Raw genomic sequence first — 24,994 nt, forward strand, 5'->3', positions numbered from 1 at the left:
TAATTATTTAAATTAAAAGTGAAGCACTCTATGCCTTTTAGCAGGCGCACATAAACCCTTATTAGACATCCCCTACTTACTTCTTGGACATTACCGACAATCGCCCCTAACGCCCCTGGACTAAGTTCCTTACAGACGCATAAAAACTTAAGCCTTAACATGCCTCGCGCGCCCACGCAGCGTGGGTAAATTGAACGCTGCCATCCCCAAGAAGGAACTTGATAATGGCCAATCCACAGCTTGATACGATGTATATCGACATGCGCTTCATTAATACGTCAGGCCAGTCCCTTGACTTTATTTCAGCTACACACAATGCGTTTGCAGGTTCATTTCCACCCAGGCTGAGTGACAGTGATCTTGAAGTTCGCGTAGATGCCGTCCAATTCCAGGCAGCCCCGCACTTGCGAGGCGACATATTAATCGACTATGACGTCAAGAAATCAATTTTCGAAGCGCGCTTTTCTTACGCGCTGAATGAACACATCATCCATTTCGAAACGTGCTTTTCTTACGCCTATGAAAAACGGCTGTACTACCAATCACCCAAAATAAATTATTACTGGGACCACAGCATTAAATGCACCCCTTCATCGAACAGGCGATGCAGTTCAAGCATCACCCGGCGCACCCCGAACTACCCATACAGTTACAAGGTCGACTTCTTGATCGAGTAAATGGCGCTGGCCTCAGCGGGCAACAGGTATTACACGCTGGGGCTTTACAGACTTGAATGAAAAGCTCGAATAAATCTCTTTGACTGCGGGTAATGCCTGCAACACTTCCCGAGTAAACTCCCCGAATGACTCAAGGTCCTTGGCCACTACTTCCAATAAAAAATCATAACGGCCCGAGACGTTGTGACACGCAATAATTTCAGGAATATCCAGTAAGCACTGTTCAAAATGTCTGGCCATGTCCTGCGAATGCGAAGCCATCATCACACTGACAAACGCCGTGACACCGTAGCCCAATTGCTTGGGTGAAAGAATCGCTTGATAACCCGTAATCAGGCCTTGCTCTTCAAGATGCTTCACGCGTCTCCAGCAAGGTGATGTCGTCAGTGAAACCCTCTCTGCCAGCTCCGCCACGGTTAAGCGTGCATTACTTTGCAGGGCGGCGAGTAAGGCCTTGTCGGTTCTATCCAGGGCGCTGGGCATGCTTTGCCTCTAAACATCATCGTGGCTGGCTTTTGTTCCAAGAATGCTCAAATCGTTACGTCAATTTGGAATTTATACCGTTGAATTTGAGCATAGCATTGTAGGAAATATCGGAGAGTCCAGCATGAACGACAAAAAAAATGAGTTCGGCTTTTCTACAAGAGCGATCCATCACGGTTACAACGCGCTTGAGAATAACGGTGCCCTGATACCTCCCATTTATCTCACTTCCACGTTCGCCTTTGCGTCCACCGAATATGGTGCTGCCTGTTTTGCCGGGCAAGAAAGCGGGCATTTTTATACGCGCATCTCCAACCCTACGCTGGCCTTGCTCGAATCGCGGTTGGCCACACTTGAAAATGGTGAGGCAGGCGTAGCGTTCAGCTCAGGCATGGGCGCTATTGCCACTACGTTCTGGACATTACTGAGGCCCGGTGACGAACTGATCGTGAGCCGAACACTCTATGGCTGCACATTTGCCCTGTTGCATCACGGCATTGGTGAGTTCGGGATCAACGTCAAACACGTCGACATGGCAAACCTGGCAGAACTTGAAGCTGCAATCACCTCGTCAACCCGCATGATCTATTTTGAAACACCCGCCAATCCGAATATGCAGCTGGTGGATATCGCTGCGGTATCAAGCCTTGCACACAGCCATCCCGACATCACCGTCGTCATCGACAATACATACTGCACGCCGTACTTGCAGCGCCCACTGGAAATGGGGGCCGATATCGTCGTGCACTCGGCCACCAAATACCTGAGTGGGCACAGCGACATCACCGCCGGCATTGTCGTCGCACGCCAAGAGCTGGCTAATCGCATTCGTCTGCAAGGGTTAAAGGACCTGACCGGTGCGGTGCTGTCACCCCACGATGCTTATCTACTGATGCGCGGACTCAAGACCCTGGCATTGCGCATGGATCGCCATTGCAGCAGTGCTCAACTGATTGCGCAGTATCTGGAAAACCACCCGGCTGTCGAGTCAGTGTTTTACCCCGGTCTACCTTCATTCGCGCAAAATGCATTGGCCTCGCGCCAAATGAAAAAACCCGGCGGGATGATTGCTATCGAACTCAAGGGAGGGTTAGAGGCTGGCCGCCGCTTCATGAATGCGCTACAGCTGATCAGCCGCGCTGTCAGTTTGGGTGGTGCCGAATCGCTGGCGCAGCACCCCGCGAGCATGACGCATTCGGCTTACACGCAAGAAGAACGCGCCCGGCACGACATTTCTGAAGGCTTGGTGCGATTGGCAATCGGTCTGGAGGATGTTGAGGACTTACTGGCCGATATTGATCAGGCCATGGAGCGTTGTAGATAAAGCGGCTCAGGTCTTAAAACAGAAAAGGCCGCTGTATAAACAGCTGGCCTCTTGCCTTCTGGTCATCAACCCGGGGGAATGGTCGCGAGAATACCGATACCAATGGTTAACACCAGAAAACCGCCCAAAAACCAACCCATCTTAGCCATATCAGTGCCTACCGTAAGTGTGTCGTAAACCAGAAACCGAGCCAGAACTGACGACCTGCCTGCATCGTTCAAGGTCCAAAGCTCATTTGACCTATCAGGACTGGGTGTAATTTTCTGCCGATTGTGAGCTGCAATACAGGCGCAGGTAAGCCATAAAAATACGGATCAGATGGATCTCTGTACTACCCGGGCGCGTCTGGGAGCACAAAATGGCCCGGTGAGGCCGTACGTTGATACTCCGCCACCACGCTTCTGGCCAAGTTCACCACTGCCTCGTTTAACTCCAGGCCAGCCCCCGCGCGCCAACTGACATACACCGCAAAGCCGGGCGCCGGCTTTATCGGTAACGCGATCATAGCTGCGCTTTGCAGTTCCCGACTCACCAGCACAGGGGGCAACACGCCTATCCCGAAGCCATCGGCAACCAGCTTGATGATGGCAGCCACCGAGTTGATGCAACTGATACGTGGTGTCGAGATGCCCTGCTGATGCAAATAATTGAGCACATCCTGATGCGGCCGTGACAGCCGGGAAAAAGTCAACAACCGCTCTTGGCACAGATCTTCCAACCCATCATAAGGACGGTCCAACGCAGCGCCCTTTGCCACTACCCAGCTCAAGGGGTAGCTGGCAAGTTGCACATTACGCACGCCATCAGCGCGTAATAAGTCTGTCTGGAAAATCAGATCCAACTGTCCTTTGAGCAGTTGCTCACTCAAATTCAGAGCCGTATCAGCGGTTAACTCCACTTCAACGAGCGGATAGTCCTGGCTCAGAGCATTGATCAGTTCACTCAACCAACTGTGAATTACCGTGTCCATCACACCTATGCGTAATCGCCCCGAGTACGTATCCGCTTTACCCAATGACTGAAGCAGGCGCTGTTGGGTCGCGAGCATTTCTTCGGCATAACCCAGCACGTTATGTCCCTCGCGGGTCAGGCTTACGCCCCGCGAATCACGCTGGAACAACTGCACCCCCAGTTCGCTTTCGAGCACTGATATCCGGCTGGAGATAGCCGCCTGAGTGCTTGAAAGCTTCTCCGCTGTCAGTCGAAAACTGCCGAGCCGCGCCACCCACACAAATGTCAGAAGAAATCGCATATTCATGCAGGTTTATCCGTTCACTCTAAACAAGGCTGCCACTGTAAACCCTTGTAACAAGCTCAAGCCAGCGTGAAGAAGTGAGTGTTTCAGCAAACTTTATTGTTCAGCGGTGACAACTTTTTTTGACTGGACGCCGTATTTAAAGCAACCAAAGATATCGCCCAATGACGTTCTGATGCCGAGCGTCAACAATAAAAAAAACGCTGAGTCCGGCAGCGTATCAATGTTGCGAAAGTGAGCCAGACCGCTTTCGCCTTGCTCGCGTCCAGCCTGACCTGGCGCTGCGGCAACCAGTCAAGGGATTCACCCCCCATGCAAACCGTCGTCAATCTATGGCCCTTATTGGGCGTGCTTGTCATCGTCGTAGGCTTCGTACTGCGCTTCAATCCATTATTAGTCGTAAGCTTGGCGGCGATAGTGACCGGCCTGGCTGCAAACTTCCCACTTGAAAAAATCATCTCCCTGATGGGCGAAGGGTTTCTTGAGACCCGCGCCCTGCAATTGATTCTGCTACTCCCCCTGGCTGTGATTGGCTTGCTGGAGCGTCATGGACTGCGCTTGCACGCACAAAACTGGATCGCCAAATTTCAACGGGCCACCGTTGGCCGCTTGCTGATCATGTACCTGTTCGTACGCGAGACGACTGCAGCCGTGGGCCTCACCAGCCTGGGCGGCCACCCGCAAATGGTGCGCCCGCTGTTGGCGCCTATGGCAGAAGGCGCTGCAGAAAACACATTCGGCAAACTGCCAGAAGCGTTACGCCATAAAGTGCTGGCGATGTGTGCTGCCACCGATAACGTGGGTCTGTTCTTTGGCGAAGATGTATTTGTAGCGTTCGGCGCAATTGCGTTGATGCACACCTTCCTACTGGGTGCAGGGCTGGACGTAGAACCCTTGCACATCGCCTTCTGGGGAATCCCCACTGCCATTTGCGCGTTTATCGTGCATGCCCTGCGCCTTTATCGCTTCGATTTAATGCTGACACGCAAGATGACTGACCTCCAAACGCACCCCGCGCCTATGTCGCAGGAGGCCGCGCAATGATTATTTCCATTGAGTATTTCTACTGGCTGGCAGGCGTACTGCTGTTGATTACTGCTGGCATGATTGCCTCTGACCGAACCCACCCAAAACGCTGGACCAGCAGTCTTTTTTGGTTGCTATTTAGCATCGTTTTTTTGATGGGTGATCGCTTGCCGCCGTTTGTGATCGGGGTTGGCGTACTGGTCATGGCGGTCATCGCGGGCATTGGCGGCGTAGGTCGCGGCACCCATACTGAACTGCACGTCAAGGCAGCCCGGGCGAGTGCAGGCCGCTTAGGCCACAAATTGTTCATCCCGGCATTGTCGATTCCATTGGTCACCGTAATCGGCTCAGTACTGCTCAAAAACATACAAATTGCGGGCGTTCCGCTGCTGGACCCAAAAAATACGACGTTCGTTTCCTTGGGCCTCGGCTGCATCGTCGCGCTGATTCTGGCTTGCCTCCTGACCCGCGATACGCCCCTGCAAAGCCTGCGCGAATCCCGTCGTCTGACCGAAGCGCTCGGCTGGACCATGGTGTTGCCGCAAATGTTGGCCATGCTGGGTCTGTTATTTAACGACGCGGGTGTGGGGACGGCCGTCGCACACGTCGCAACTTCCTACATCAATATGGATTACCGTCTGATTGCTGTGATGGTGTATGTCCTGGGCATGGCGCTGTTCACTGTCATCATGGGTAATGGTTTTGCAGCATTCCCCGTGATGACCGGCGGCGTCGGCGTACCGGTATTAGTCGGCATCTACGATGCCAACCCCGCTGTCATGGCTGCGATCGGTATGTTCTCCGGCTACTGCGGCACACTGATGACGCCAATGGCGGCCAACTTCAATGTCGTGCCGGTGGCCCTGCTTGAACTGCCGGACAAATACGCCGTGATCAAGGCGCAAATGCCTACAGCTTTGCTGATGCTGGTGGTTAATATCGTCCTGCTTTATCTGCTGATGTGAGGCGTCTATGCGTACCGTGCTGCTGACAGGTTTTGAACCGTTCGATCAAGACACCCTCAATCCATCCTGGGAAGCCGTACGCCTGCTGGATGAGACGCTGATAAACGACGACGTCCGTATTGTTGCCCGCCAGTTGCCCTGCGTGTTTTCGCAGGCCCCTGCACACTTGCACGCATTGATTGAGAGGTTTACTCCGCAAATGGTCATTGCCGTGGGTCTAGGGCCGGGCCGCTCTGATATTGCTCTGGAGCGGGTGGCCATTAACCTGATCGACGCCAGAATCCCCGACAACCAGGGTGAGCAGCCAATCGATGTCCCCGTCGCGGCTGAAGGTCCCACAGCCTACTTCAGCACACTGCCGATCAAAGCGATGGTCGCTGCACTCAGGGCAGCCGGCATTCCAGCCACGGTTTCGCATACAGCCGGTACATTCGTCTGCAATCAGGTGTTTTACAGCCTGCAACATACGCTGGCAGGTTCAACGGTGCGAAGTGGTTTCATGCATGTCCCGCTGCTCACTGAACAAGTAGCCTTGGCGGCATCAGCGCAACCTTCAATGAGCCAGGAAACCTTGGTAAAGGGCCTGCGCGTGGCGGTATCGGCCGCACTGAATACTCTGCACGATGTGCGAGAAACAGGCGGCCAACTGTGCTGACTGAAAGCCCACGCGAATAGCAGACCAAGACTCATCAACGAATCAAGGCAACCCGTCGTGATTCTTCGCCTGAAAATATGAAAGGCGCCGCCGGCTCAAAGTGGCTGGACACTTCACCGGAATAAACCGTGCTCTGATTAGGCCCAAGATCAAGCTTTTTCACTTTGCCTGTTGCCTGGCTCAAATCCAGCTTTTTAAGGTCTACCCAGAATGTATTCGGCGTGATAGCAGACTCAAAAAAATACAGGCTCTGCTTATGGTCAATGACAGACCGCCAGCGTGTGGACGAAATGTTGGGCTCGCCGGGCGTTGTCAGGCCATAGGGTACCGATACGTTGCGTATCACGCTAAATACACTGGCCAGTGATAATTGCGGGGTTTGGGATTTAGGCACGGCATTGACATAAAAAGAGGCACGCGCGAAACGATCAGGCGAGCGATTCGTGCCAGGGAGCATTTCTGTCCCATTAATCCCCTGCCAATAAGCATTCATCTCCAATTGTTTTTCAAACGCAGGCGAGTTGGTCATGACCTGATAAGCACGGTCATGGTGGATCACTTGCTTACCCTCTATGTATTCGATAATCGCACTGTCGCCTGAGGCATCAGACATTGAAAGATGCAAGGTTGCCAAACGCTCCTCGTTAGGCACATTGATAGGCATCACATTGAAGGGTTCACTTTTGAGTGCCGTTACCGCTTCTGCAACCGTTTTAAAATTATCCAACACGTATTGAGCCCACGCAGAGACACTTAGCCTGGCTTTACTCTTATCGAAAGCGGGATATTGCGATTCGACCAACCATAACAGGTTGGCCGACAGGCCCGCTTCATTGACCCCGTCCGTCGTAGAAATGTCATAGCCCGATGCTATAACGCTGCCGTATTTGGACGTCCATGTGACTGAGTTAGCCCCTGCTGCCCCATGACGCTGCATGCCCTTGGGGAAGACCCACAGATTTGTTTCCACATCATTTGCCCAGTCCATCGAGCGTGCGGTTATTACCTGTTGGTTGTCCCCCAGGTACACCAAACGTGTGCAAGCATGGGCAACCGGCAGTGCTGAGCAGAAACCGGCCAACATCAAAACAAGTCCTTGAGTCGTGCGCAATAGTTTCATTCCGTTGAATCCCTTAGCCATACAAATATCGATTTGTCAGCGCCACAACCGAACCCGGCTTGGCCCACACCGTGATCAAAATGCGAACTGACCCTGAATGACGACACTCTAAAAACAAGGGCGTCGCAAAAGTAATACTATTTGTTTCAATCATTAAACACATCGGTTATTTCGACCTGCGAAATAACTAAAACCTCCCCTCTCGGTTCGATTAATGCGCAAAGCGCCTCGCAAGCTACTTAGGCCTCATTATCAACCTGCGAACAAGCATGGATTCTAGCCAGCCCCCTTTAAAAATCAATACCGCCTATCGAATCTTAACTATTTCCAAAAAAAGACATATCACCTTTACAGGCTAAAAAAACGAGCTACGTTATTGTTTGCCAAGGAATGGCGTGCGGCTCGCCATGGGGCCTTGGCACTCAAACCTACTAACAAGGATGCTATGACATGGGAATGAACAACAGTGTTAAAAAGCTCTTGGAACAGAGCAAGCAGAATGAAAAACGTCTGGAAGAAATAAAAAAAGAACTTGAAACTCAACAAGCTGAAGCCGGAAAGACTCTAAGAGAAGAGCAAAAAAACTTTTACGTAAACAACCAGAGAGAATGGAAGTTTTCAGACTATGTGTACGGTGCAAACTCTGACTTTCAAACGTCAGCCACGTGGAGCCTTGATAATCTCAACGCTATCATCCAACAGATTACCAGTGCCGTCGTAGGCATCCTGGGTCCTGTGGGTAAGCTGCCAGAAGGTGTCGAAACATCCCCTGATGTGGAAAGTATCAACAAGGAGGCTGGCATCACGGATGATATGCGCTTATTGGTTGCATCCAATTGCCTGAACCTGCTGACAGGCATCGTTAACTCGTTCGGGAAATCAAGTAAAGTACAAGTCAGCACAGCCACTAATTCGATACCGATTGGTCAAGGATTAAGAATATTTGCATCAGTGTCATGTAACGTTACCCAAGAACGAGGTTTTTTCAATAACCAGGTCATGAGCAGTTATCGTTACGGCTACGTAGTGAGCTATTCACTGGATGAATTTCTTCAGCAAGCTGAACAAACGTTGGTTGCACAGTACGAAATGACGCTCAACGCACTTAATATTGCAGCCAAGGACAACTACAACAGCTTTGCAAAAAAAGAAATCGACCTGCGCCAATACAAGGAGACGGCGGATTTCATTGAGGAAATGACAATCGAAATCATTGAAAAAATAAAAGTGCTCAATCAAAGAGAACGCACCCTAGACAGAACGGAAAGGGTCTATGAAGATCAGATCAAGTTCCTCAAGCACTGCCTGATTGAATACGGGTTTGAGGCTGAGGTTTCAACACACATTACTGCGCAAATCAAAAAGCTGTCTCACTAATCTGCGGCTTAAATTACACATACCTGAAGCAGTGCTGTATACAGCCCTGACTGCATAGTGCAGTCAGGGTATCTAGCCTGGCGACGTTATTTAAATGCAGCTTGCAAAAAAACAATCACACATGGCGGCTAGCCTTTTTTAATCCAGTCATAAACGCGCTTCGCAAACGACAAGAAATCCCATGCCAACGCAGCACCCACCACAACCCCGGCAAGGCCTATTTTGAATGCCGTTTGCTGCCAATGAATAGATCGGTCGAAAATCAAATAGGCGAGCCTGTAAAAACTCACGTCATGAAATGATTCATAAGTGACAACAAATGCGACTAAACAGAGCGCCGAAGAAAAACAAAAAACGACAAAACCTAATCTGCTTGCAGGACTTTCAAAATTTTTAACGCTCATGCGCGGCGTATCCGTGGCGGGTAGGCGCGCATTCAACCAATCCCGGCCTGCAAAAAGCAAGCACAAGTGCGCTGCGCGCCGCCAAGTAAACACCCTCCGACAACCCTCTCTGCCCACGTCCTAAACCTGTAAAGCAGCCTATCACCTGATGATTACGGCCATGATTTCCAGAGTATTTGGTTCAGACAGACAACCTACTTAGAACATCATCAACTCAAAGCCACTCACAACGGGCGAACGGAGCAGCAGGATTTACCACAAAAATACTTCTAGACGCTGATGATCCTCGCGGCCATGAAAATGACGAAGCACTGTCGAAAAAGGGAGTGGACACATTGAGGTGGGAGCTGACTTGGCGTTTTAAGGTGGGGCTTGCCAAATCACAGACAACAAAAAAGGGCTCACCTTTCGGTGAGCCCTTCTAGACCGCCCAGCAGAGCGGATTTTGTTTGGTAGGCGCGATTGGACTCGAACCAACGACCCCCACCATGTCAAGGTGGTGCTCTAACCAACTGAGCTACGTGCCTGCTGTGGGGTCGCATTCTATAGATTTGCAGAGGTGTGTCAACACCTTTTTTGCAGGTAACCCTATGAATTGTCGAATTATTTATTTGAAGCGCAAAAATAGCCGGCTGTGAGCCGCTGGCGGGCAGATTTCAACTCAGGTAGCATCGGCCGCACTCGTAAAAAATATAAAACAGAGGTTGCAGAATGGCGAACACTCCTTACCCCCAGTCTTACTATGCGGCTTCAGCAAATCCGACACCTGAGCGCCCTGCCCTGCAAGGTGAGGTTGAGACGGATGTGTGTGTGATTGGCGCCGGGTATACGGGGCTATCGAGTGCGCTATTTCTGCTTGAGCACGGCTTCAAGGTCACGGTGCTTGAGGCGGCCAAGGTGGGGTTTGGCGCTTCGGGGCGTAACGGTGGCCAGATCGTTAACAGTTACAGTCGCGATATTGATGTGATTGAACGCACGGTCGGTGCAAAGCAAGCCCAACTGTTAGGCCAAATGGCATTCGAAGGCGGCCAGATCATCCGTGACCGCGTCGCTAAATATCAAATCCAGTGCGACTTGAAAGACGGCGGCGTCTTCGCAGCAATCACCAGCAAACAAATGGGTCACCTTGAGGCGCAGAAAAGGCTCTGGGAGCGCTATGGCAACACGCAACTGGAGTTGCTGGACCAGCGCCGAATCCGTGAAGTGGTGGCCTGCGACCAATACCAGGGAGGATTGCTGGACATGAGCGGCGGCCATATTCACCCGCTCAATTTAGCGCTGGGTGAAGCGGCTGCGGTTGAGTCATTGGGCGGCACTGTTTATGAACAGTCGCCCGCCGTGCGCATCGAGCGCGGTGCCAGCCCGGTAGTGCACACGCCACAGGGCAAGGTCAGGGCCAAGTTCATCATCGTGGCGGGCAATGCGTACTTGGGCAACCTTGTCCCTGAGCTGGCGTCCAAATCAATGCCGTGCGGCACCCAAGTCATCACCACCGAACCGTTGAGTGATGAGCTGGCGAAGACGCTGTTGCCACAGGATTACTGTGTTGAGGATTGTAACTACCTGCTTGACTACTATCGTTTGTCCGGCGATAAGCGCCTGATCTTCGGCGGTGGCGTGGTCTATGGCGCACGCGATCCGGCCAATATTGAAGCGATTATTCGGCCCAAAATGCTCAAGGCTTTTCCGCAACTCAAGGACGTGAAGATTGACTACGCGTGGACCGGTAATTTTCTGCTGACGTTGTCACGCCTGCCGCAGGTGGGACGTATCGGTGACAACATCTATTACTCCCAAGGGTGCAGCGGCCACGGTGTGACGTACACCCACCTGGCGGGCAAGGTTCTGGCCGAAGCGCTACGAGGCCAGGCTGAGCGTTTTGACGCCTTTGCCGATCTGCCACACTACCCGTTTCCCGGCGGCCAACTGCTGCGCACACCACTGACAGCGTTAGGTGCCTGGTACTACAGCCTGCGAGACAAATACGGATTCTGACAAACTGCACCTTCAAACGGCGCCAACAGCGCCGTTTTGGAGGCGTTTGGCTACTTGTGCAACTCTAACGTTTGAATCGCCTTGGCACTTGCCTGCTCCTGCCCGGCGCGAGAAAGGTCATTAGCGGCTTTCAGCCAGCGTGCCCGATCGACATCGGCCGGTAATTGCCCCGGCGACACCACCAGCACCGCCCAGCCTGCGGCATCCTTCCAGGCCGACTCAAACTTATCAAAGTCCATTAACCTGCGCCGTTCCATACCTGCGCGCAATAAAACGGTCTGCTTGGTGCGGTTGTAGCCCACCAACATCGCGTAACGCGGCGTAGACCAAACAGTGCCGTCAGTGAATCGCAGCATCACCGGATAACCTGCGGCCACTTGTGCCAGCAGCGCCGAGAGCGATTTATCCAGGGGATAAACCACCAATCCATATTCGGATGCCAGTTTTTCCATATTGCTTTGCAACGCGTCTTCAGCGCCCGGCAACTTTAATGGCTTGGTCAACAGTCCGGGTGTAGTACGAATCCGTTGCTCGCTGAACATACTCGCCAGCACTTGTGGGCCACCCTGGTTGGCATTGCCACGAAAGAACGGCACCCCATTGAGTTCAACCCGCTCAGGCAACTGGCGCAGGTCGGGCCGTTCAACACTGGCACAACCCGCCATAAGCAACACCAGAACACCCGCCCACCACACTCGTGTCAATTTCAAGCCCATCACTGCACGCATGCTCCCTCGCCTTGAATAGAGGCTGGATGTTCAATACCCAGCATGGTCGCCGATCATAGGGCGCCCGCCTGTCGAGGTATAGCCTTAAGCCGCAGTTTGCCACGCCATATAGAGCGAATCAGTCGATGACTCTCGACCTTTGGTCAATAGCTTGAAACACACCAGCGGCTAGACTGTCACTTGTTATGTGTGCATGCCCATTTAGGGCAAAGGAGGCACTGATGAGCCCGGCCTTAACCATTTTCCTACTGTTCAGCGGCTGGCTGGCCGTTGCGGCTGCCATGCTCTGGGGCGTGATGCGCATCAGTCGGCGCCATCATCCGCAAACGTTGCCCGCTCAAAAAAAACCCGCTGACACACCCAAGATCAACACCGCTAATGCTCATTAAACAAAAAAGCCGCCCCACCCCTTAAGGGAGGAACGGCCTGCTGCATCACTGCGACGTTACTTCACCAAAGCAGCCTGGCGTTTTTCACGAACCCGTCGCGCCAAAATGTTGAGTGTTTCAACCGTCGCCGAGAACGCCATCGCCGCATACACGTAGCCTTTAGGCACGTGAGCACCAAAACCTTCGGCAATCAAGGTCATGCCAATCATGATCAGGAAGGCCAGCGCCAACATCACCACGGTCGGGTTTTCATTGATGAACTTGGCCAATGGCTCCGATGCCAGCAGCATCACCAACACCGCCACCACAACTGCAATCACCATAATCGGCAAGTGCTCAGTCATACCGACTGCGGTAATGATGCTGTCGATGGAAAACACCAGGTCCAGCATCAGAATCTGCCCAATCGCGGCCGCAAAGCCTAAAGAAATTGCAGACGACTGACCTTCACTCTCACCTTCTGCCTGCGGACTCATGCTGTGGTGAATTTCACTGGTAGCCTTCCATACCAGGAACAAACCACCGGCAATCAGGATCATGTCCTTCCATGAGAAAGCTTGCCCCAGCACTTCAAACACCGGCGTGGTCAACTGCACGATATAAGCGATGGTGCTGAGCAAACCCAGGCGCAAAATCAGCGCCATGCCGATACCAATGCGGCGCGCCTGGGTACGAAATTTTTCCGGCAACTTGTTAGTCAGGATCGAGATGAAGATCAGGTTATCGATCCCCAGCACAATCTCCATCACGATCAATGTGGCCAACGCCACCCAGGCTGTAGGGCTGGCGGCCAGTTGTAAAAGGTATTCCATAGGTGCGATCTGACTCAGTAGTAAGAGGTGTTAAATGGTGTGCGACGACTCTTTGCGCGCTTGCTCGGGTGCCTCTTTGTCATCGGGTGTAGCCCCGGTGACATCATTGAGCGCCTGCTCGGCAGCTTTATGCGTGTCATCAATTGCCTGCTTGGCGCTTTCTGCGGTTTTACTGAGCATCTGCTGCGCGGCTTTTTCCGCTTGATCGCACCCGCCCATCATCAATAGCGCTGCCGCCAACAAGGTCGCCACGCCCGCATTCTTGATTGTCATCGTGTTTTTCCTCTGTCATCGGGGTCGCGGCCTGCACACGCGAATAACGCGGGATTCTAAAGAGGCAAACAGTTCAGGAAAATTCGTATTTTTAAGCGCTATACTTCGTTTTTTACGAAGTGTTACCCATCAAATGCTCAACTACCGTCAGCTCCACTACTTCTGGGTTGTTGCCAAAACCGGCAGCATCGTCCGCGCCTGTGAACAATTGAACCTCACGCCCCAGACCATCAGTGGGCAAATCAGCCTGTTTGAGCAGACCTACGGCCTGCCACTGTTTCAACGCGTGGGCCGGCAACTGGAACTCACCGAGACCGGACGCCAGGTGCTGCCCTACGCTGAACAAATTTTTCAAGTGGGCAGCGAACTCCAGAGCATGTTGCGCATGTCGCCCAAGGAGCAGCAGATCTTATTCCGGGTCGGGGTGGCCGATGTGGTCCCCAAATCAATCGTGTATCGCTTGATTGCGCCGACGATGGAGCTGGATGAGCCGATTCGCATCACCTGCCGCGAGGACAAGCTCGATCGCCTGCTCGCGGATCTGGCCATTCAACGCCTGGATTTGGTGATTTCCGACAGCCCGATGCCCTCTCACCTGGACATAAAAGGTCTGAGCCAAAAACTGGGGGAATGCGGGATCAGTTTTTTTGCCACTCATGCGTTGGCTAAACACTACTCAGAAAACTTTCCGCAGTGCTTGCAAGGCGCTCCGTTGCTCATACCCGGCCCGGAAACAGTGTTGCGCAGCCGCTTGTTGCGCTGGCTGGCCGAGCTGCAAATTCAGCCACGCATCGTCGGTGAGTTCGATGACAGCGCCCTCATGCAGGCTTTCGGGCAGTCGGGCATTGGCGTTTTTATTGCGCCCAGCGTGATCGCCAAAGAAGTCATGTGCCAGTTTGACGTTGAGCTGATAGGCCACACCGAGGCGGTCACCGAATCGTTTTACGCCATCACCGTGGAGCGCAAGATCAAGCACCCCGGCATCGTTGCGATTACCGAAGGTGCGCGGCGCGAACTGTTTACCGACCTGGAAACTTAAGCACAGACCGCGCGGCTTTTAGATGTCATCAGCAACAAAGCCAGCAAGATCGACAGCACAATGAACCCGGCAGCCGCAAAACCCAGGCTGCCCAGGCCGTAATGATCAATCACCCGGCCACCCACCATCGCCCCCAGACCGATACCCAAATTAGCCCCGGCAATGTTGAGTGATGCTGCAAATGCGGGCGCGTGAGGCGCCACTTTCATCAAGCGCACATGGCTCACCAGGAACAGCGCCGCCTGCGTCACGCCCCAAACTCCCATCGCCGCCGCCAGCCCGAGCGTTGAGTGAATGCTGGGCACCAAGGCGACCATCCCGCCGATCATAAAGGCGCAAAACACCATCGAGGCAATCAGCGGATGACGATCCACCATCCGCCCACCCAACGAGTTACCGATCAGACCAACAGCCCCGAACCCCATCAGGCACCAACCGACCAGCGTGCCGTTAAAGCCTGCCAACCTCTCCAAAATGTCTGCCAGATAGGTGTAAGCCGTAAACATGCCGCTGAACACCAGCACGGACAGCACAATATGGCCGATCAACAGCGGATTGCGCAGCATGCCGAATTGCGAGCGTAGCGTGACGGTCTCTTTGGCCACGCGAGTGGCGGGCAGGTAGATCAACAGCAGTAAGGCCTTGGCCAAAGCCACGACCGCCAAAATGGCGAACGCACTGCGCCAGCCCCACGCATCCGATATCAGTGTGCCCACTGGAATACCGAATACCGTCGCGCAGACAATCCCGAAGCCGATCTTGGCAATGGCTCGCCCAGCAAAATCAGGACCCACGATATCCACTGCGGTTTCACTGGCCAATGCCCAGAACACCGGCAATCCAAGGGCCGGTAATAACCGGGCAAATGCCATCACCCAAATGTTGGGCGCCAGTGCCGCCACCGTGTTGGCGAAGGCAAACATCAGCAAGATGCCTATGAACAGGCGCTTACGCTCAAATCGTGCGAAATAAGCAGTCAAAAAAGGGCCCAGCGCCGCAACGGTAAAGGCAAACAAGGTCACCAATAAGCCGGCCTGAGGCACGCTCACCTCAAGGTCGCGCGCGATTGATGGCAACAGGCCAACAATGATGAACTCAGTCGTGAGCACAGTAAAACCGGCCGCGGACAGCAGCAAGATAGGCAACAGCATGAAAAACTCCAGAGACAGCAACGCCAGCGAAGCAACGAGTCCGCTGATTTGAAAAAATGTGGGGAGCGCAATATTAACAGAATGTTTCGAGCGTGGCCTGCGTTGAATCCATGCGGGCCAAGCCCTGCGCGTGTGACAGATTGCCCTTGGGCGGGAAAGTTCCTACACCGCTATGATAAAGTCCGCCCCTGCGCCATGGTTTTAGTCACACAGACGTGTTTAACACGCCCGGCTATCATCTGCCGCGCAGGTCCCGTCCTGCGATTTTTGCTGAGCAGCCTGCCCGTTTGCTGTTCGGCGCAAGATCACTGAATGCAATGCCCACAACAACTAGAGAGTCCCCTATGACTGACGCTTCACCTTCCCTGTTGCACCGGCTCAAACGCACCGGCCTGGTGACCCAGATTGTGATCGGATTGATTGCCGGGATTCTGCTGGCCTGGCTCGCGCCCTCAGCTGCACTCTCGGTGGCTTTTATTGGCAAGCTGTTTGTCAGTGCATTGAAAGCCGTCGCACCGATTCTGGTGTTCGTACTGGTCATGGCCTCGATTGCCAACCATAAGCACGGGCAGGAAACCCACATCCGCCCCATCCTGGTCCTCTACCTGTTCGGCACCTTTGCCGCCGCCGTTGTGGCTGTTGTTGCAAGCATGCTCTTTCCTTCGAACCTGGTGCTTTCCACGCAAGACATTGCCGTGTCGGCCCCCGGTGGTATCGGTGAAGTGTTGCAAAGCCTGCTGCTGAGCGTGGTCGACAACCCGGTGAACGCTCTGATGAACGCCAATTTCATTGGCATTCTGGCGTGGGCTATCGGTATGGGCATTGCGATTCGCCATGCCGGAGAGACCACACGCACCGTGCTCAATGACTTGTCGAACGGCGTGACCTTGATCGTGCGCGTCGTAATCCGCTTTGCACCTCTGGGTATTTTCGGGCTGGTGGCTTCGACCCTCGCCTCTTCGGGTTTCAACGCACTGCTGGGCTACTTGCACCTGCTCGCCGTACTGATCGGCTGCATGCTGTTTGTGGCGTTAGTGGTCAACCCGCTGATCGTATTCTGGAAGCTGCGTCGCAATCCGTTCCCGCTGGTCTTTATGTGCTTGCGTGAAAGTGGCATCACCGCGTTTTTCACTCGCAGCTCCGCCGCCAACATCCCGGTGAACATGGCATTGAGTGAACGTTTAGGGCTGCATGAAGACACCTACTCTGTGTCGATCCCGCTGGGCGCCACCATCAACATGGCAGGTGCGGCGATTACCATTACCGTGCTGAGCCTGGCAGCGGTGCACACGCTGGGTATTGAAGTTGATGTGCCGACAGCCATCTTGCTCAGTGTGGTGGCGGCTGTTTGCGCCTGTGGCGCATCGGGCGTGGCGGGTGGTTCGTTACTGCTGATCCCGCTGGCGTGCAGCCTGTTTGGTATCCCGAGCGAGATTGCGATGCAAGTCGTGGCGGTAGGTTTCATCATCGGCATTCTGCAGGATTCGGCAGAAACCGCGCTCAACTCCTCCACCGACGTGTTGTTTACAGCGGCAGCCTGCATGGCTGAAGACAAAGCCGTACAACGCTAAACCTCCCGATATTCAAGCGCAGCCCAGGGCTGCGCTTGAATGCCGACCATGCGCTACTCAGCGCAACGCCCTCTCACACTCAGAACGCACCCATGTAATCGCGCTTGCCGACTTCAACGCCATTGTGGCGAAGGATCGCGTAAGTGGTGGTCACGTGGAAGAAGAACTGGGGCAGACCATAGGTCAACAAGTAAGCCTGACCCGTGAAGCGCTTTTCTTTGGGCGTGCCCTGACGGGTGATGATTTCAATCCCTTCCTTGCCATCAATCTGCTCGGGCTTGATGGTGTCTACAAAGGCCAGCACTTTGCTGATCAATGCTTGCAGCTCTGCAAAAGTTGTTTCGGTGTCGTCGTATTTTGGCAGTTCGATTTGCGCCAGACGTGCCGAAACACCCTTGGCGAAATCGACCGCAATTTGCACCTGACGCACCAGTGCGAACATGTCCGGGGCCAGACGTGCTTGCAGCAACACACTCGGGTCGATGTTCTTGGCCGTCGCGTGCGCCTCAGCTTTGCTCAGCACACCGCTCATGGCGTTAAGCATTTGTTTGAACACGGGAATGGAAGCGTCATACAGAGAGATAGTCATGTAAGTCTCGACAGTCTGTGGGCGGGAATTAATGTGCGGCGAATTATAGCCCTGAAGCCGCGCGCAAGCGGCTTGTCTTTTAGCCAGCATTGGTTCTAGGCTAGCCGCCTTCCAACGCACAAGGAAAGCGTGATGAGCACAGAACACGATACCGACGTCGAACCCCGGCTCAATAGCACGGAAATTCGCATCCTCGGCTCCTTGATCGAGAAACAGGCCACCCACCCCGATACCTACCCGCTGACCCTCAACGCACTGGTGCTGGCCTGCAATCAAAAAACCAGCCGCGAACCGGTGATGAATCTAAGTCAGGGCCAAGTCGGACAAAGTTTGCGCGCCCTTGAAGGTCGAGGCTTCACTCGTTTGGTGATGGGCAGCCGTGCAGACCGCTGGGAGCACCGGGTGGATAAGGTACTGGAGCTTGTGCCCGCCCAGATGGTGTTGATCGGGCTGCTCTTTCTGCGCGGCCCGCAAACCCTGAATGAGCTGCTGACCCGCAGCGCACGCTTGCACGACTTTGAAGACACTGAGCAAGTACAGCACCCCTTGGAACGATTGATTGCGCGCGATCTGGCCCTGCTGCTACCTCGCCAGAATGGTCAGCGTGAAGACCGCTACATGCACGCGCTAGGCGATCCGGCTGACATCGAAACGATCATGGCCGCTCGCCAGCAGCCGGCCGAGCGCGGCGCAAGCGCTGGCATCTCGCTGGAGCGTTTCGAAGCGCTGGAGGCTCGGATCACCGCGCTCGAAGCTCGCCTGGCCGAACTTGAGTAAACAGTTGGCCGGATGAGCTGGCTCATCCGGCCACCCCCTCAACGGCGCGCGAACTCGACAGCCGCCTGAAATTGCTCAGGGGTCGGGCGCACGCCGGTGTACAGCACAAATTGCTCTACGGCCTGAATCGCAATGACCTCAAGCCCGGTAATTACCTGCTTACCTTGAGCGCGACCACGAACGATCAAAGGGGTTTCAGAAGGAATCGCCACCACATCGAAGATGATTGACGCCTGATCGATCGCCCCGGCCTCGAACGCCAATTGATCGGCCTCTGCCCCGCCACTCATACCCACTGGCGTGACATTGATCAACATCTGCGGGCGCTGTGCACCCAGCTCAGGTTGCCATTGATAGCCACAGTTGGCGGCCAATGCCGTGCCACTCGCTTCATTTCGCGCCACGATCAAACCATTGCGATAGCCCCCGTCCCGCAGCGCCGAGGCAACTGCTTTGGCCATGCCGCCACTGCCACGCAAGGCAAACGTGGTGTCTTTCGCCACTTGATGGGTTTCAAGCAACTGCGCAATGGCGATGTAGTCGGTGTTGTACGCTTTGAGGTGACCGTCGGTATTGACGATGGTGTTGATCGAATCAATGGCCTTGGCCGACATATCCAGCTCGTCGACCAAAGCAATGCAAGCTTCCTTGAAGGGCATGGACACACCGCAACCACGAATACCCAACGCCCGAATACCGGTGATTGCGCCTGCCAGATCCTGGCTGCTGAACGCCTTGTAGTAGTAGTTGAGATCCAGTTGGCCATACAGATGGTTATGAAAACGCAACCCGAAATTCCCCGGCCGGCCCGACAGCGATATGCACAGTCGAGTGTCTTTGTTCGGATTCATTTGCATGCTCATCTCCAGGCAGAACGCTTTCAGATAAACGGCCAGAGCCGTTTCGAGTGTTTTGGTTAATCATGGACGGGCAGATCACGCTGAAACGTGTCAGCTGGCGCAGACCTTACACAACATTTACCGATGCGCGCCGCCGTTTTTTCAAGAAATGCGGTCTGAGTGTTATCCCCGCACTCATTTTGTGGCCTGGTACAGGCCAAATTGCCGGGGCTGGAATTCGAGGATTCGTCATGTTGCGCAGTATCTCAAAAGTCGCTTTGCTGATTGGCGCATTGGCTGTCGCCGGCCAAGCCTCTGCCCACGGTGGCTGGGGCCCTGGCCCGGCCCTGTTTGGTGCAGTGGTGGGCGGTGCGATCATCGGCTCGGTCATTTCGAGCCACGATCAACGCCCGGTCTACGTGCAACAACCAGTCTATGCTCAGCCCCAGCCGGTATATGTACAGGCGCCACCGGTGTATTACCAGCCACAACCGGTGTATGTGCCACCCCCCCAACCCGTTTATTACCAGGGTTACTATGGCCGGCCACAACCGGTGTATTACGGCCCACCACGCGGTTACTTCGGCCCGCCGCGCTGGTAACGGCAGCTGGTCTGGATAGATGATGTGAATGTCGCAGGTAAGACACAAAATGTAACTTATCTGCGGCATGATTAATGCCGTGCGTACCCGCTGGCTTGCCACTGATGGCTGAACCACCTGCTTACACACCTTAATACCTATAAAAACAAGGAAGGCTCCATGCCAACACAGAACCCTCACCACACCGCTGGCTTGTGCACCTCCAGCAAGGTTTACAACGCACTCACCGAACTCAAACAACTCGAAGGGCATCGCTCTGCCAAGCTGGTCTCACTGCTGGCGCAGCATTTGGTCAACAAAGGGTTGATCAGCGATCACGAAGTCATGCACATGCTGGACCTGGTGGTGGATTAACCTGCCACACGCACTACCCTCATCACTGTCGATGGCGACTATCAAGCGCAATGATTTTTTGTACCGCGGCGCACGCCTTAAGGTGCTCTCATTGATTGATGGAGGTGTGTATGTCCAAGATTCATGTCATGTCCGTGGTGGGCAGTGCAGTACCCGCCCCGCTTCGCGCCGATGGGCTGTTAGCGTGCTGGTACGTAGTGATCGACGGAGTGCCTGTCAGCGGCCCGTTTACGTCTCGCGCCGCCGCCCAGGTCAAAGCCAGCTGCGAAACAGATAAAACAGCGCCACACTGCACACGACACTGAGCAACACGTTGCGGCGCCAGAGCATCAGGCCAATGGCACACAACCCGGCCAGCAGGTATGGGTTGTCGGGGCTTAGATCCAGCGTCTGTTCCTTGACGAAAATAATCGGCCCGCAAATTGCGGTCAGCATGCCCGGCACCGCAAAGCCCAAAAATTCCTTGACCCCGCGGTTCAAACGGATCGGCAAGCGCGGCTCTAGAAACAGATAACGGTTGAAAAAAAGAATCAACGCCATCCCGACAATAATGACCCACATCATTCGAAAAACACTCCCGCCCGTTTGCTCAAATACCCTGCGGCCATCCCGGCCAACCCCGCCAGCACAATGGCCGACTCCCACTGCCAGTAACTGAACAGCACCACGCTGAGCAGTGAAACCGCCACACACATGATGGTCGGCACATTGCGCACCACAGGCGTGATCAAGGCGATAAAAGTCGCGGCAATTGAAAACTCCAGCCCAAGCTGATCCAGCCCCGGAATACTCTTGCCCAGCACCACGCCGAGCAGCGTGAACAGGTTCCAGCCGATGTACATGCACAAGCCCACGCCCAGTGCGTACCAGCGGTTAAACGTCTGGCGGTCATGGCTGCTCACCAACGCAAAAAATTCATCCGTCAGTAAAAAACCCAGACCAAACCGCCACTTGGCAGGCAAAGGCGAAACCACAGGGCGCAGGTGCATGGCATACAACAGATGCTGTGAAGTCAGGAGCAAGGTCGTTAACAGGATAGACAGCGCACTGGCGCCACCCTTGATCATGCCAATTGCCACCAACTGAGCCGCACCGGCAAACACCAGCACCGACAAACCCTGGCTTTGAGCGGGGGTCAATTGCGCATCAATGGCCGTCGACCCGGCCAGAAGCCCCCAGGGCGCACACGCCAGCGTCAAGGGAAGACAAGCAATCACGCCACGCATGAACGCGACGCGGGGAATCGAATCAGGCATTTAAAACTTCCGGGCAGTGGGCAGCGTCAAAGCGTCGCAACAAACGCGGGCAAAGTCTTGAACAATCTTGCTCAGCGGGCCTTCAAACCCTTGAAATACCGCACTGGCGCGGCTTGGCTCGTTTGACGAAAGACCAATCCTGGTCTTAAGTCAGCCCGAATCAATATCTGTTAACTCCCATCCACAGCTTCCACGAGGAACCATCATGAAAGACCTGAAATCCGCCAAGGAAACCAGAAAGGCCGATCTGCGGACACCTTCGGCGCTGAGCGATGAAGCCTGCATCAACATTGCAGGCGAAGTGAATGCGCTGCTGGCTGATACGTTCGCCATTTACATGAAGACCAAAAACTTTCACTGGCACATGTCCGGCCCGCACTTTCGCGACTTCCATCTGCTGCTGGACGAGCAATCCGATCAAATTTTCGCCACCACAGACGCCATCGCCGAACGCGTGCGCAAGCTGGGGCGCACCACCATCCGCTCTATAGGTCACATCAAAAAGCTGCAACGCCTGCTGGATAACGATGCCGATTTCGTGACCCCGGAAGACATGCTGGCCGAACTGCGCGAAGACAACATTCAACTGGCGGCCTACATGCGCGAAACCCACGACATGTGTTCCGAGCTGGGCGACGTGGCCACCACCAGCCTGCTGGAAAACTGGATTGATGAAGCTGAGCGCCGCGTCTGGTTCCTGTTTGAATCGTCGCGTACCAAATAAACCAAAACGGCGGATTGATCGTGATCAATCCGCCGTTTTAGATGAATTTTGTTTCACCCAGCCAGTGAATGTCAGGCGGTATATTGCCCCTGCTCATTCAATGAACCCTTCGCCCGCACCCTCCCCCGCGGGCTTTTTTTTGCCCGTCAAATACCTTGTTTGAACACCAGCGCTTTCAAGCCGCATTCGGCGTCTGCGTCCGGGAACTCCGGGGGATTGTCAAGGCGCTGCTCAAAACGCAAACCCGGCGCATGCTCGGTCACGCCTTCGATCAAAAAGTCTGACCCCAGCGAAGGATCATTCATGCACGCCAAAACCAGACCGTTTTCACTCAACAGTTCCGGCAGGCGTCGTACTACCCGCTGGTAATCCTTGGTCAACAGAAAGCTGCCTTTCTGAAAGGACGGCGGGTCGATGATGACAAGATCATAGGGACCGGTACTTTTTACCTTGCCCCATGACTTGAACAGCTCGTGCCCCAGAAACGTCACCTTACTCATGTCATGGCCATTGAGACGATGGTTGTCGCGGCCACGGCTCAAGGCCGCGCGGGACATGTCGAGGTTAACCACATGCTGTGCACCACCGGCAATCGCAGCCACCGAGAACCCGCAGGTGTAGGCAAACAGATTCAACACCCGCTTGCCTTCGGCCTGCGCTTTGACCCAATCACGGCCATAACGCATGTCGAGAAACAGCCCATTGTTCTGCTTGCGCCCCAGGTCCACCCGATAGCGCAACCCGCCTTCGGTCAGCGTGCATTCATCAATGGCCTCACCCACCAGCCATTCACTGTCGCTTTGCAACGTGTAGCGATGCTGCACGACCAATGTGTGCGCACCACACGCTTGCCACACCGGGGTATGCGCAAGGTCCAGCAGCAGCGCTTTCAGCGCAACCAGTGATGGCGCTTCAGGCTCTTTGAACAGCGAAACCAGCACCACGCCTTGCAGCCAGTCCACCGTTAGCTGCTCCAATCCCGGCCAGCAACGACCGCGCCCGTGAAACAGACGTCGGGTTTCGTCGGGCACGTTTTCAAGCGCAGACAGAAGATGCAGATGGAGGGTGGACAGCGCTTGAGGGGTCATCGTGTGAGCCGGTCATTTCAAAGGGCGGGCATTTTACACAATTGCCACGCGATACGATGGCTTGGCGCAGACGATGAAGTGTCTGTTCAGCGTGCGCTCAGCGTTGTACTGCTACCCTCTTGGCAGGCAGGCGATCTTGCTGACTGCCAGTGCACATCAGGCAAACACGAAACGTATGATTTACGCGAAAAAGGTGCTCTAAAGGCCCGTTTATTCACGCATTTGCGCGATTATTGATACATACTCTCTAAGTGTAACGTGATGTGTATAACAGCACTGACAGCCAGGCACTTCCTAACCCTTATTGAGTCAATCTGCGTGAAAATTCATCTTTCGATTCTTGGCCTATTTTTAGTTCTTACAGGCACCGCTGCTTGCTCAGTCGCCGCAGCGAATGAGAGCACCTCAGCCCCGCGCGACACATCACAACTGCACATCGCTTCAGGCAGCGCGATGTTGGTTGATCTGCAAACCAACAAGATCATCTACGCCAGCAACCCCGACGTGGTGGTGCCGATTGCTTCGGTCTCCAAGCTGATGACCGCTATGGTGGTGCTCGATGCCAAACTGCCAATGGATGAGTACATCGCGGTCAACATCAATGACACGCCGGAAATGAAAGGCGTGTTTTCACGGGTCAAGCTTGGCAGTGAGCTGACCCGCCACGACATGATGCTGATTACATTGATGTCCTCTGAAAACCGTGCCGCTGCCACCCTCGCGCACCATTACCCTGGCGGCTACGTGGCGTTTATTGCCGCCATGAACGCCAAGGCCAAAAGCCTGGGCATGATGCACACCCATTACGTTGAGCCGACCGGCCTGTCGATTCACAACGTGTCCACCGCCCGCGACCTGAGCAAGCTACTGGCCGCCGCGCGTAAATACCCGATGCTGAGCCAGTTGAGCACCACCAAAGAAAAAACCGTGGCGTTCAGAAAACCGAATTACACCCTGGGTTTTCACAACACCGATCACCTGGTGAACAAGGACAAGTGGAACATCAAAATCACCAAGACCGGGTTCACCAATCAGGCCGGGCACTGCCTGGTGCTGGTGACTGAAATGGGCAACCGGCCGGTATCGCTGGTGATTCTGGATGCGTTCGGCAAATACACGCATTTTGCCGACGCCAGCCGTATCCGCAACTGGATAGAAACCGGCAAAAGCGGCAGCGTGCCGGATGTAGCCCTGCGCTACAAAGCGGACAAAAACCTTAAAGCACGTCCAACCGCCCAGCCTCACAACCCAAAGTAAAACCCGTTACCCAGGCCCGCAATGCCGGGCCTGGATCAACGTCGCTTAATTGCTTGCTGACGGGTATGCAGGGCGCATTCGTTGTCGAGCAACAGGCTTGCGAGCGCGCCGAACTGTTCAGGGTCATATTCAACCTGCCCGGTGCAAAGACGCTTCTCACAGCCCCATAGAGGGCGCGCATTTGACGCTTGTGCGCTCTCGTGCAAGCGCGCCAGGTAAAAGTGCAGGCACTTGCCTCGGGGAGAGGTCGAAGACAAATGCCTG

General features: G+C 54.3%; 29 protein-coding genes and 1 tRNA gene. 16 read left to right on the forward strand and 14 right to left on the reverse strand.

Annotated elements, in window-relative coordinates; genetic code table 11:
- The first annotated feature begins 224 nt into the window (after positions 1–224).
- On the forward strand, positions 225–677 hold the full coding sequence (locus ACP7A4_RS13780; protein WP_059763355.1) for a hypothetical protein: 453 nt from the start codon (positions 225–227) through the stop codon (positions 675–677).
- A 12-nt stretch (positions 678–689) separates the two neighbouring features.
- Here the strand turns inward: ACP7A4_RS13780 and ACP7A4_RS13785 are convergent, their stop codons facing one another.
- Positions 690–1,160, reverse strand: coding sequence for an Lrp/AsnC family transcriptional regulator (locus tag ACP7A4_RS13785; RefSeq protein WP_059763356.1), 471 nt, complete (start codon positions 1,158–1,160; stop codon positions 690–692).
- 124 nt (positions 1,161–1,284) lie between these two features.
- Between ACP7A4_RS13785 and ACP7A4_RS13790 the strand changes: the two genes are divergently transcribed.
- Positions 1,285–2,484, forward strand: coding sequence for a methionine gamma-lyase (locus ACP7A4_RS13790; protein ID WP_426247409.1), 1,200 nt, complete (start codon positions 1,285–1,287; stop codon positions 2,482–2,484).
- A gap of 331 nt (positions 2,485–2,815) precedes the next feature.
- Here ACP7A4_RS13790 and ACP7A4_RS13795 read toward each other — a convergent pair whose 3' ends face one another.
- Positions 2,816–3,742 carry a LysR family transcriptional regulator gene (locus ACP7A4_RS13795; RefSeq protein WP_059763358.1) on the reverse strand — a complete coding sequence of 309 codons (927 nt, stop codon included), beginning with the start codon at positions 3,740–3,742 and terminating at the stop codon, positions 2,816–2,818.
- Between the two features lie 309 nt (positions 3,743–4,051).
- On the opposite strand from ACP7A4_RS13795, the gene ACP7A4_RS13800 reads away from it, so the two are divergent.
- From ACP7A4_RS13800 to pcp, 3 genes are read left to right on the forward strand one after another with little or no spacing between them, the layout of a single operon-like run.
- Positions 4,052–4,783 carry a DUF969 domain-containing protein gene (locus ACP7A4_RS13800; RefSeq protein WP_426247411.1) on the forward strand — a complete coding sequence of 244 codons (732 nt, stop codon included), beginning with the start codon at positions 4,052–4,054 and terminating at the stop codon, positions 4,781–4,783.
- Positions 4,780–5,730: a DUF979 domain-containing protein gene (locus tag ACP7A4_RS13805; protein ID WP_059763359.1), complete on the forward strand. Its 951-nt coding sequence runs from the start codon at positions 4,780–4,782 to the stop codon at positions 5,728–5,730. Before ACP7A4_RS13800 ends, ACP7A4_RS13805 begins: the two co-directional genes overlap by 4 nt.
- A 7-nt stretch (positions 5,731–5,737) precedes the next feature.
- The gene (gene pcp / locus ACP7A4_RS13810) at positions 5,738–6,385 is read left to right on the forward strand and encodes a pyroglutamyl-peptidase I (RefSeq protein WP_059763360.1); all 648 of its coding nucleotides are present in this window, start codon (positions 5,738–5,740) and stop codon (positions 6,383–6,385) included.
- 34 nt (positions 6,386–6,419) lie between these two features.
- Here pcp and ACP7A4_RS13815 read toward each other — a convergent pair whose 3' ends face one another.
- The gene (locus ACP7A4_RS13815) at positions 6,420–7,505 is read right to left on the reverse strand and encodes a linear amide C-N hydrolase (RefSeq protein WP_059763361.1); all 1,086 of its coding nucleotides are present in this window, start codon (positions 7,503–7,505) and stop codon (positions 6,420–6,422) included.
- A 450-nt stretch (positions 7,506–7,955) separates the two neighbouring features.
- On the opposite strand from ACP7A4_RS13815, the gene ACP7A4_RS13820 reads away from it, so the two are divergent.
- The gene (locus tag ACP7A4_RS13820; protein ID WP_426247414.1) at positions 7,956–8,882 is read left to right on the forward strand and encodes a hypothetical protein; all 927 of its coding nucleotides are present in this window, start codon (positions 7,956–7,958) and stop codon (positions 8,880–8,882) included.
- A gap of 128 nt (positions 8,883–9,010) precedes the next feature.
- Here the strand turns inward: ACP7A4_RS13820 and ACP7A4_RS13825 are convergent, their stop codons facing one another.
- Both ACP7A4_RS13825 and ACP7A4_RS13830 read right to left on the reverse strand, forming a co-directional pair.
- A complete protein-coding gene (locus tag ACP7A4_RS13825; protein ID WP_426247416.1) occupies positions 9,011–9,286 on the reverse strand; it encodes a hypothetical protein in 276 nt (91 codons plus the stop codon).
- A gap of 450 nt (positions 9,287–9,736) precedes the next feature.
- Positions 9,737–9,813: transfer RNA gene (locus tag ACP7A4_RS13830), tRNA-Val, on the reverse strand.
- A gap of 184 nt (positions 9,814–9,997) precedes the next feature.
- Here ACP7A4_RS13830 and ACP7A4_RS13835 point away from each other — a divergent pair.
- The gene (locus ACP7A4_RS13835; RefSeq protein WP_059763370.1) at positions 9,998–11,281 is read left to right on the forward strand and encodes an NAD(P)/FAD-dependent oxidoreductase; all 1,284 of its coding nucleotides are present in this window, start codon (positions 9,998–10,000) and stop codon (positions 11,279–11,281) included.
- 50 nt (positions 11,282–11,331) lie between these two features.
- Here ACP7A4_RS13835 and ACP7A4_RS13840 read toward each other — a convergent pair whose 3' ends face one another.
- Positions 11,332–12,009 carry a peptidase C39 family protein gene (locus ACP7A4_RS13840; protein WP_426247418.1) on the reverse strand — a complete coding sequence of 226 codons (678 nt, stop codon included), beginning with the start codon at positions 12,007–12,009 and terminating at the stop codon, positions 11,332–11,334.
- Positions 12,010–12,230: 221 nt separating this feature from the next.
- Here ACP7A4_RS13840 and ACP7A4_RS13845 point away from each other — a divergent pair, with 221 nt between their 5' ends.
- Positions 12,231–12,398, forward strand: a complete 168-nt coding sequence (locus tag ACP7A4_RS13845) for a hypothetical protein (protein WP_165599932.1) — start codon at positions 12,231–12,233, stop codon at positions 12,396–12,398.
- 56 nt (positions 12,399–12,454) lie between these two features.
- Here the strand turns inward: ACP7A4_RS13845 and ACP7A4_RS13850 are convergent, their stop codons facing one another.
- Both ACP7A4_RS13850 and ACP7A4_RS13855 read right to left on the reverse strand, forming a co-directional pair.
- Positions 12,455–13,210 carry a TerC family protein gene (locus ACP7A4_RS13850; protein WP_048401689.1) on the reverse strand — a complete coding sequence of 252 codons (756 nt, stop codon included), beginning with the start codon at positions 13,208–13,210 and terminating at the stop codon, positions 12,455–12,457.
- 30 nt (positions 13,211–13,240) lie between these two features.
- The gene (locus tag ACP7A4_RS13855; RefSeq protein ID WP_203302515.1) at positions 13,241–13,483 is read right to left on the reverse strand and encodes a hypothetical protein; all 243 of its coding nucleotides are present in this window, start codon (positions 13,481–13,483) and stop codon (positions 13,241–13,243) included.
- A gap of 133 nt (positions 13,484–13,616) precedes the next feature.
- Here ACP7A4_RS13855 and nhaR point away from each other — a divergent pair, with 133 nt between their 5' ends.
- Positions 13,617–14,522 carry a transcriptional activator NhaR gene (gene nhaR, locus ACP7A4_RS13860; RefSeq protein WP_426247421.1) on the forward strand — a complete coding sequence of 302 codons (906 nt, stop codon included), beginning with the start codon at positions 13,617–13,619 and terminating at the stop codon, positions 14,520–14,522.
- Here nhaR and ACP7A4_RS13865 read toward each other — a convergent pair.
- Positions 14,519–15,673 (reverse strand): MFS transporter, encoded by a 1,155-nt coding sequence (locus ACP7A4_RS13865; RefSeq protein ID WP_426247423.1) that lies wholly within the window; start codon positions 15,671–15,673, stop codon positions 14,519–14,521. The genes nhaR and ACP7A4_RS13865 overlap by 4 nt on opposite strands.
- A gap of 344 nt (positions 15,674–16,017) precedes the next feature.
- On the opposite strand from ACP7A4_RS13865, the gene sstT reads away from it, so the two are divergent.
- A complete protein-coding gene (gene sstT, locus ACP7A4_RS13870) occupies positions 16,018–17,244 on the forward strand; it encodes a serine/threonine transporter SstT (RefSeq protein ID WP_059763375.1) in 1,227 nt (408 codons plus the stop codon).
- A gap of 79 nt (positions 17,245–17,323) precedes the next feature.
- On the opposite strand, the gene ACP7A4_RS13875 is transcribed toward sstT, so the two are convergent.
- A complete protein-coding gene (locus ACP7A4_RS13875; RefSeq protein ID WP_059763376.1) occupies positions 17,324–17,833 on the reverse strand; it encodes a DUF1993 domain-containing protein in 510 nt (169 codons plus the stop codon).
- 132 nt (positions 17,834–17,965) lie between these two features.
- Between ACP7A4_RS13875 and ACP7A4_RS13880 the strand changes: the two genes are divergently transcribed.
- The gene (locus ACP7A4_RS13880) at positions 17,966–18,610 is read left to right on the forward strand and encodes a YceH family protein (RefSeq protein WP_426247426.1); all 645 of its coding nucleotides are present in this window, start codon (positions 17,966–17,968) and stop codon (positions 18,608–18,610) included.
- A gap of 38 nt (positions 18,611–18,648) precedes the next feature.
- On the opposite strand, the gene ACP7A4_RS13885 is transcribed toward ACP7A4_RS13880, so the two are convergent.
- Positions 18,649–19,467, reverse strand: a complete 819-nt coding sequence (locus ACP7A4_RS13885) for a shikimate 5-dehydrogenase (protein WP_059763378.1) — start codon at positions 19,465–19,467, stop codon at positions 18,649–18,651.
- A gap of 233 nt (positions 19,468–19,700) precedes the next feature.
- Between ACP7A4_RS13885 and ACP7A4_RS13890 the strand changes: the two genes are divergently transcribed.
- From ACP7A4_RS13890 to ACP7A4_RS13900, 3 genes are all read left to right on the forward strand, one after another.
- Positions 19,701–20,051, forward strand: a complete 351-nt coding sequence (locus ACP7A4_RS13890) for a hypothetical protein (protein WP_426247428.1) — start codon at positions 19,701–19,703, stop codon at positions 20,049–20,051.
- Positions 20,052–20,210: 159 nt separating this feature from the next.
- Positions 20,211–20,405 carry a hypothetical protein gene (locus tag ACP7A4_RS13895; RefSeq protein ID WP_048366083.1) on the forward strand — a complete coding sequence of 65 codons (195 nt, stop codon included), beginning with the start codon at positions 20,211–20,213 and terminating at the stop codon, positions 20,403–20,405.
- Positions 20,406–20,515: 110 nt separating this feature from the next.
- Entirely contained in the window at positions 20,516–20,710 is a 195-nt protein-coding gene (locus ACP7A4_RS13900) for a hypothetical protein (RefSeq protein WP_426247430.1), read from the forward strand.
- Here ACP7A4_RS13900 and ACP7A4_RS13905 read toward each other — a convergent pair.
- Both ACP7A4_RS13905 and ACP7A4_RS13910 read right to left on the reverse strand, forming a co-directional pair.
- Positions 20,658–20,969, reverse strand: coding sequence for an AzlD domain-containing protein (locus ACP7A4_RS13905; protein ID WP_426247432.1), 312 nt, complete (start codon positions 20,967–20,969; stop codon positions 20,658–20,660). The two genes, ACP7A4_RS13900 and ACP7A4_RS13905, sit on opposite strands and share 53 nt — an antisense overlap.
- Positions 20,966–21,661 (reverse strand): AzlC family ABC transporter permease, encoded by a 696-nt coding sequence (locus ACP7A4_RS13910; RefSeq protein ID WP_059763381.1) that lies wholly within the window; start codon positions 21,659–21,661, stop codon positions 20,966–20,968. The genes ACP7A4_RS13905 and ACP7A4_RS13910 overlap by 4 nt, the downstream gene beginning before the upstream one ends.
- 205 nt (positions 21,662–21,866) lie before the next feature.
- Here ACP7A4_RS13910 and ACP7A4_RS13915 point away from each other — a divergent pair, with 205 nt between their 5' ends.
- Complete coding sequence (locus ACP7A4_RS13915; RefSeq protein ID WP_426247435.1) at positions 21,867–22,385, forward strand: Dps family protein; 519 nt, start codon at positions 21,867–21,869, stop codon at positions 22,383–22,385.
- A 146-nt stretch (positions 22,386–22,531) separates the two neighbouring features.
- Here ACP7A4_RS13915 and ACP7A4_RS13920 read toward each other — a convergent pair whose 3' ends face one another.
- Positions 22,532–23,473 carry a class I SAM-dependent methyltransferase gene (locus tag ACP7A4_RS13920; protein ID WP_059763383.1) on the reverse strand — a complete coding sequence of 314 codons (942 nt, stop codon included), beginning with the start codon at positions 23,471–23,473 and terminating at the stop codon, positions 22,532–22,534.
- Between the two features lie 318 nt (positions 23,474–23,791).
- Here ACP7A4_RS13920 and pbpG point away from each other — a divergent pair, with 318 nt between their 5' ends.
- The gene (pbpG, locus tag ACP7A4_RS13925) at positions 23,792–24,730 is read left to right on the forward strand and encodes a D-alanyl-D-alanine endopeptidase (protein ID WP_203302512.1); all 939 of its coding nucleotides are present in this window, start codon (positions 23,792–23,794) and stop codon (positions 24,728–24,730) included.
- Positions 24,731–24,994 lie beyond the last annotated feature (264 nt).

Source organism: Pseudomonas sp. TWR3-1-1 (assembly GCF_049896545.1).
Lineage (GTDB): Bacteria > Pseudomonadota > Gammaproteobacteria > Pseudomonadales > Pseudomonadaceae > Aquipseudomonas > Aquipseudomonas weihenstephanensis.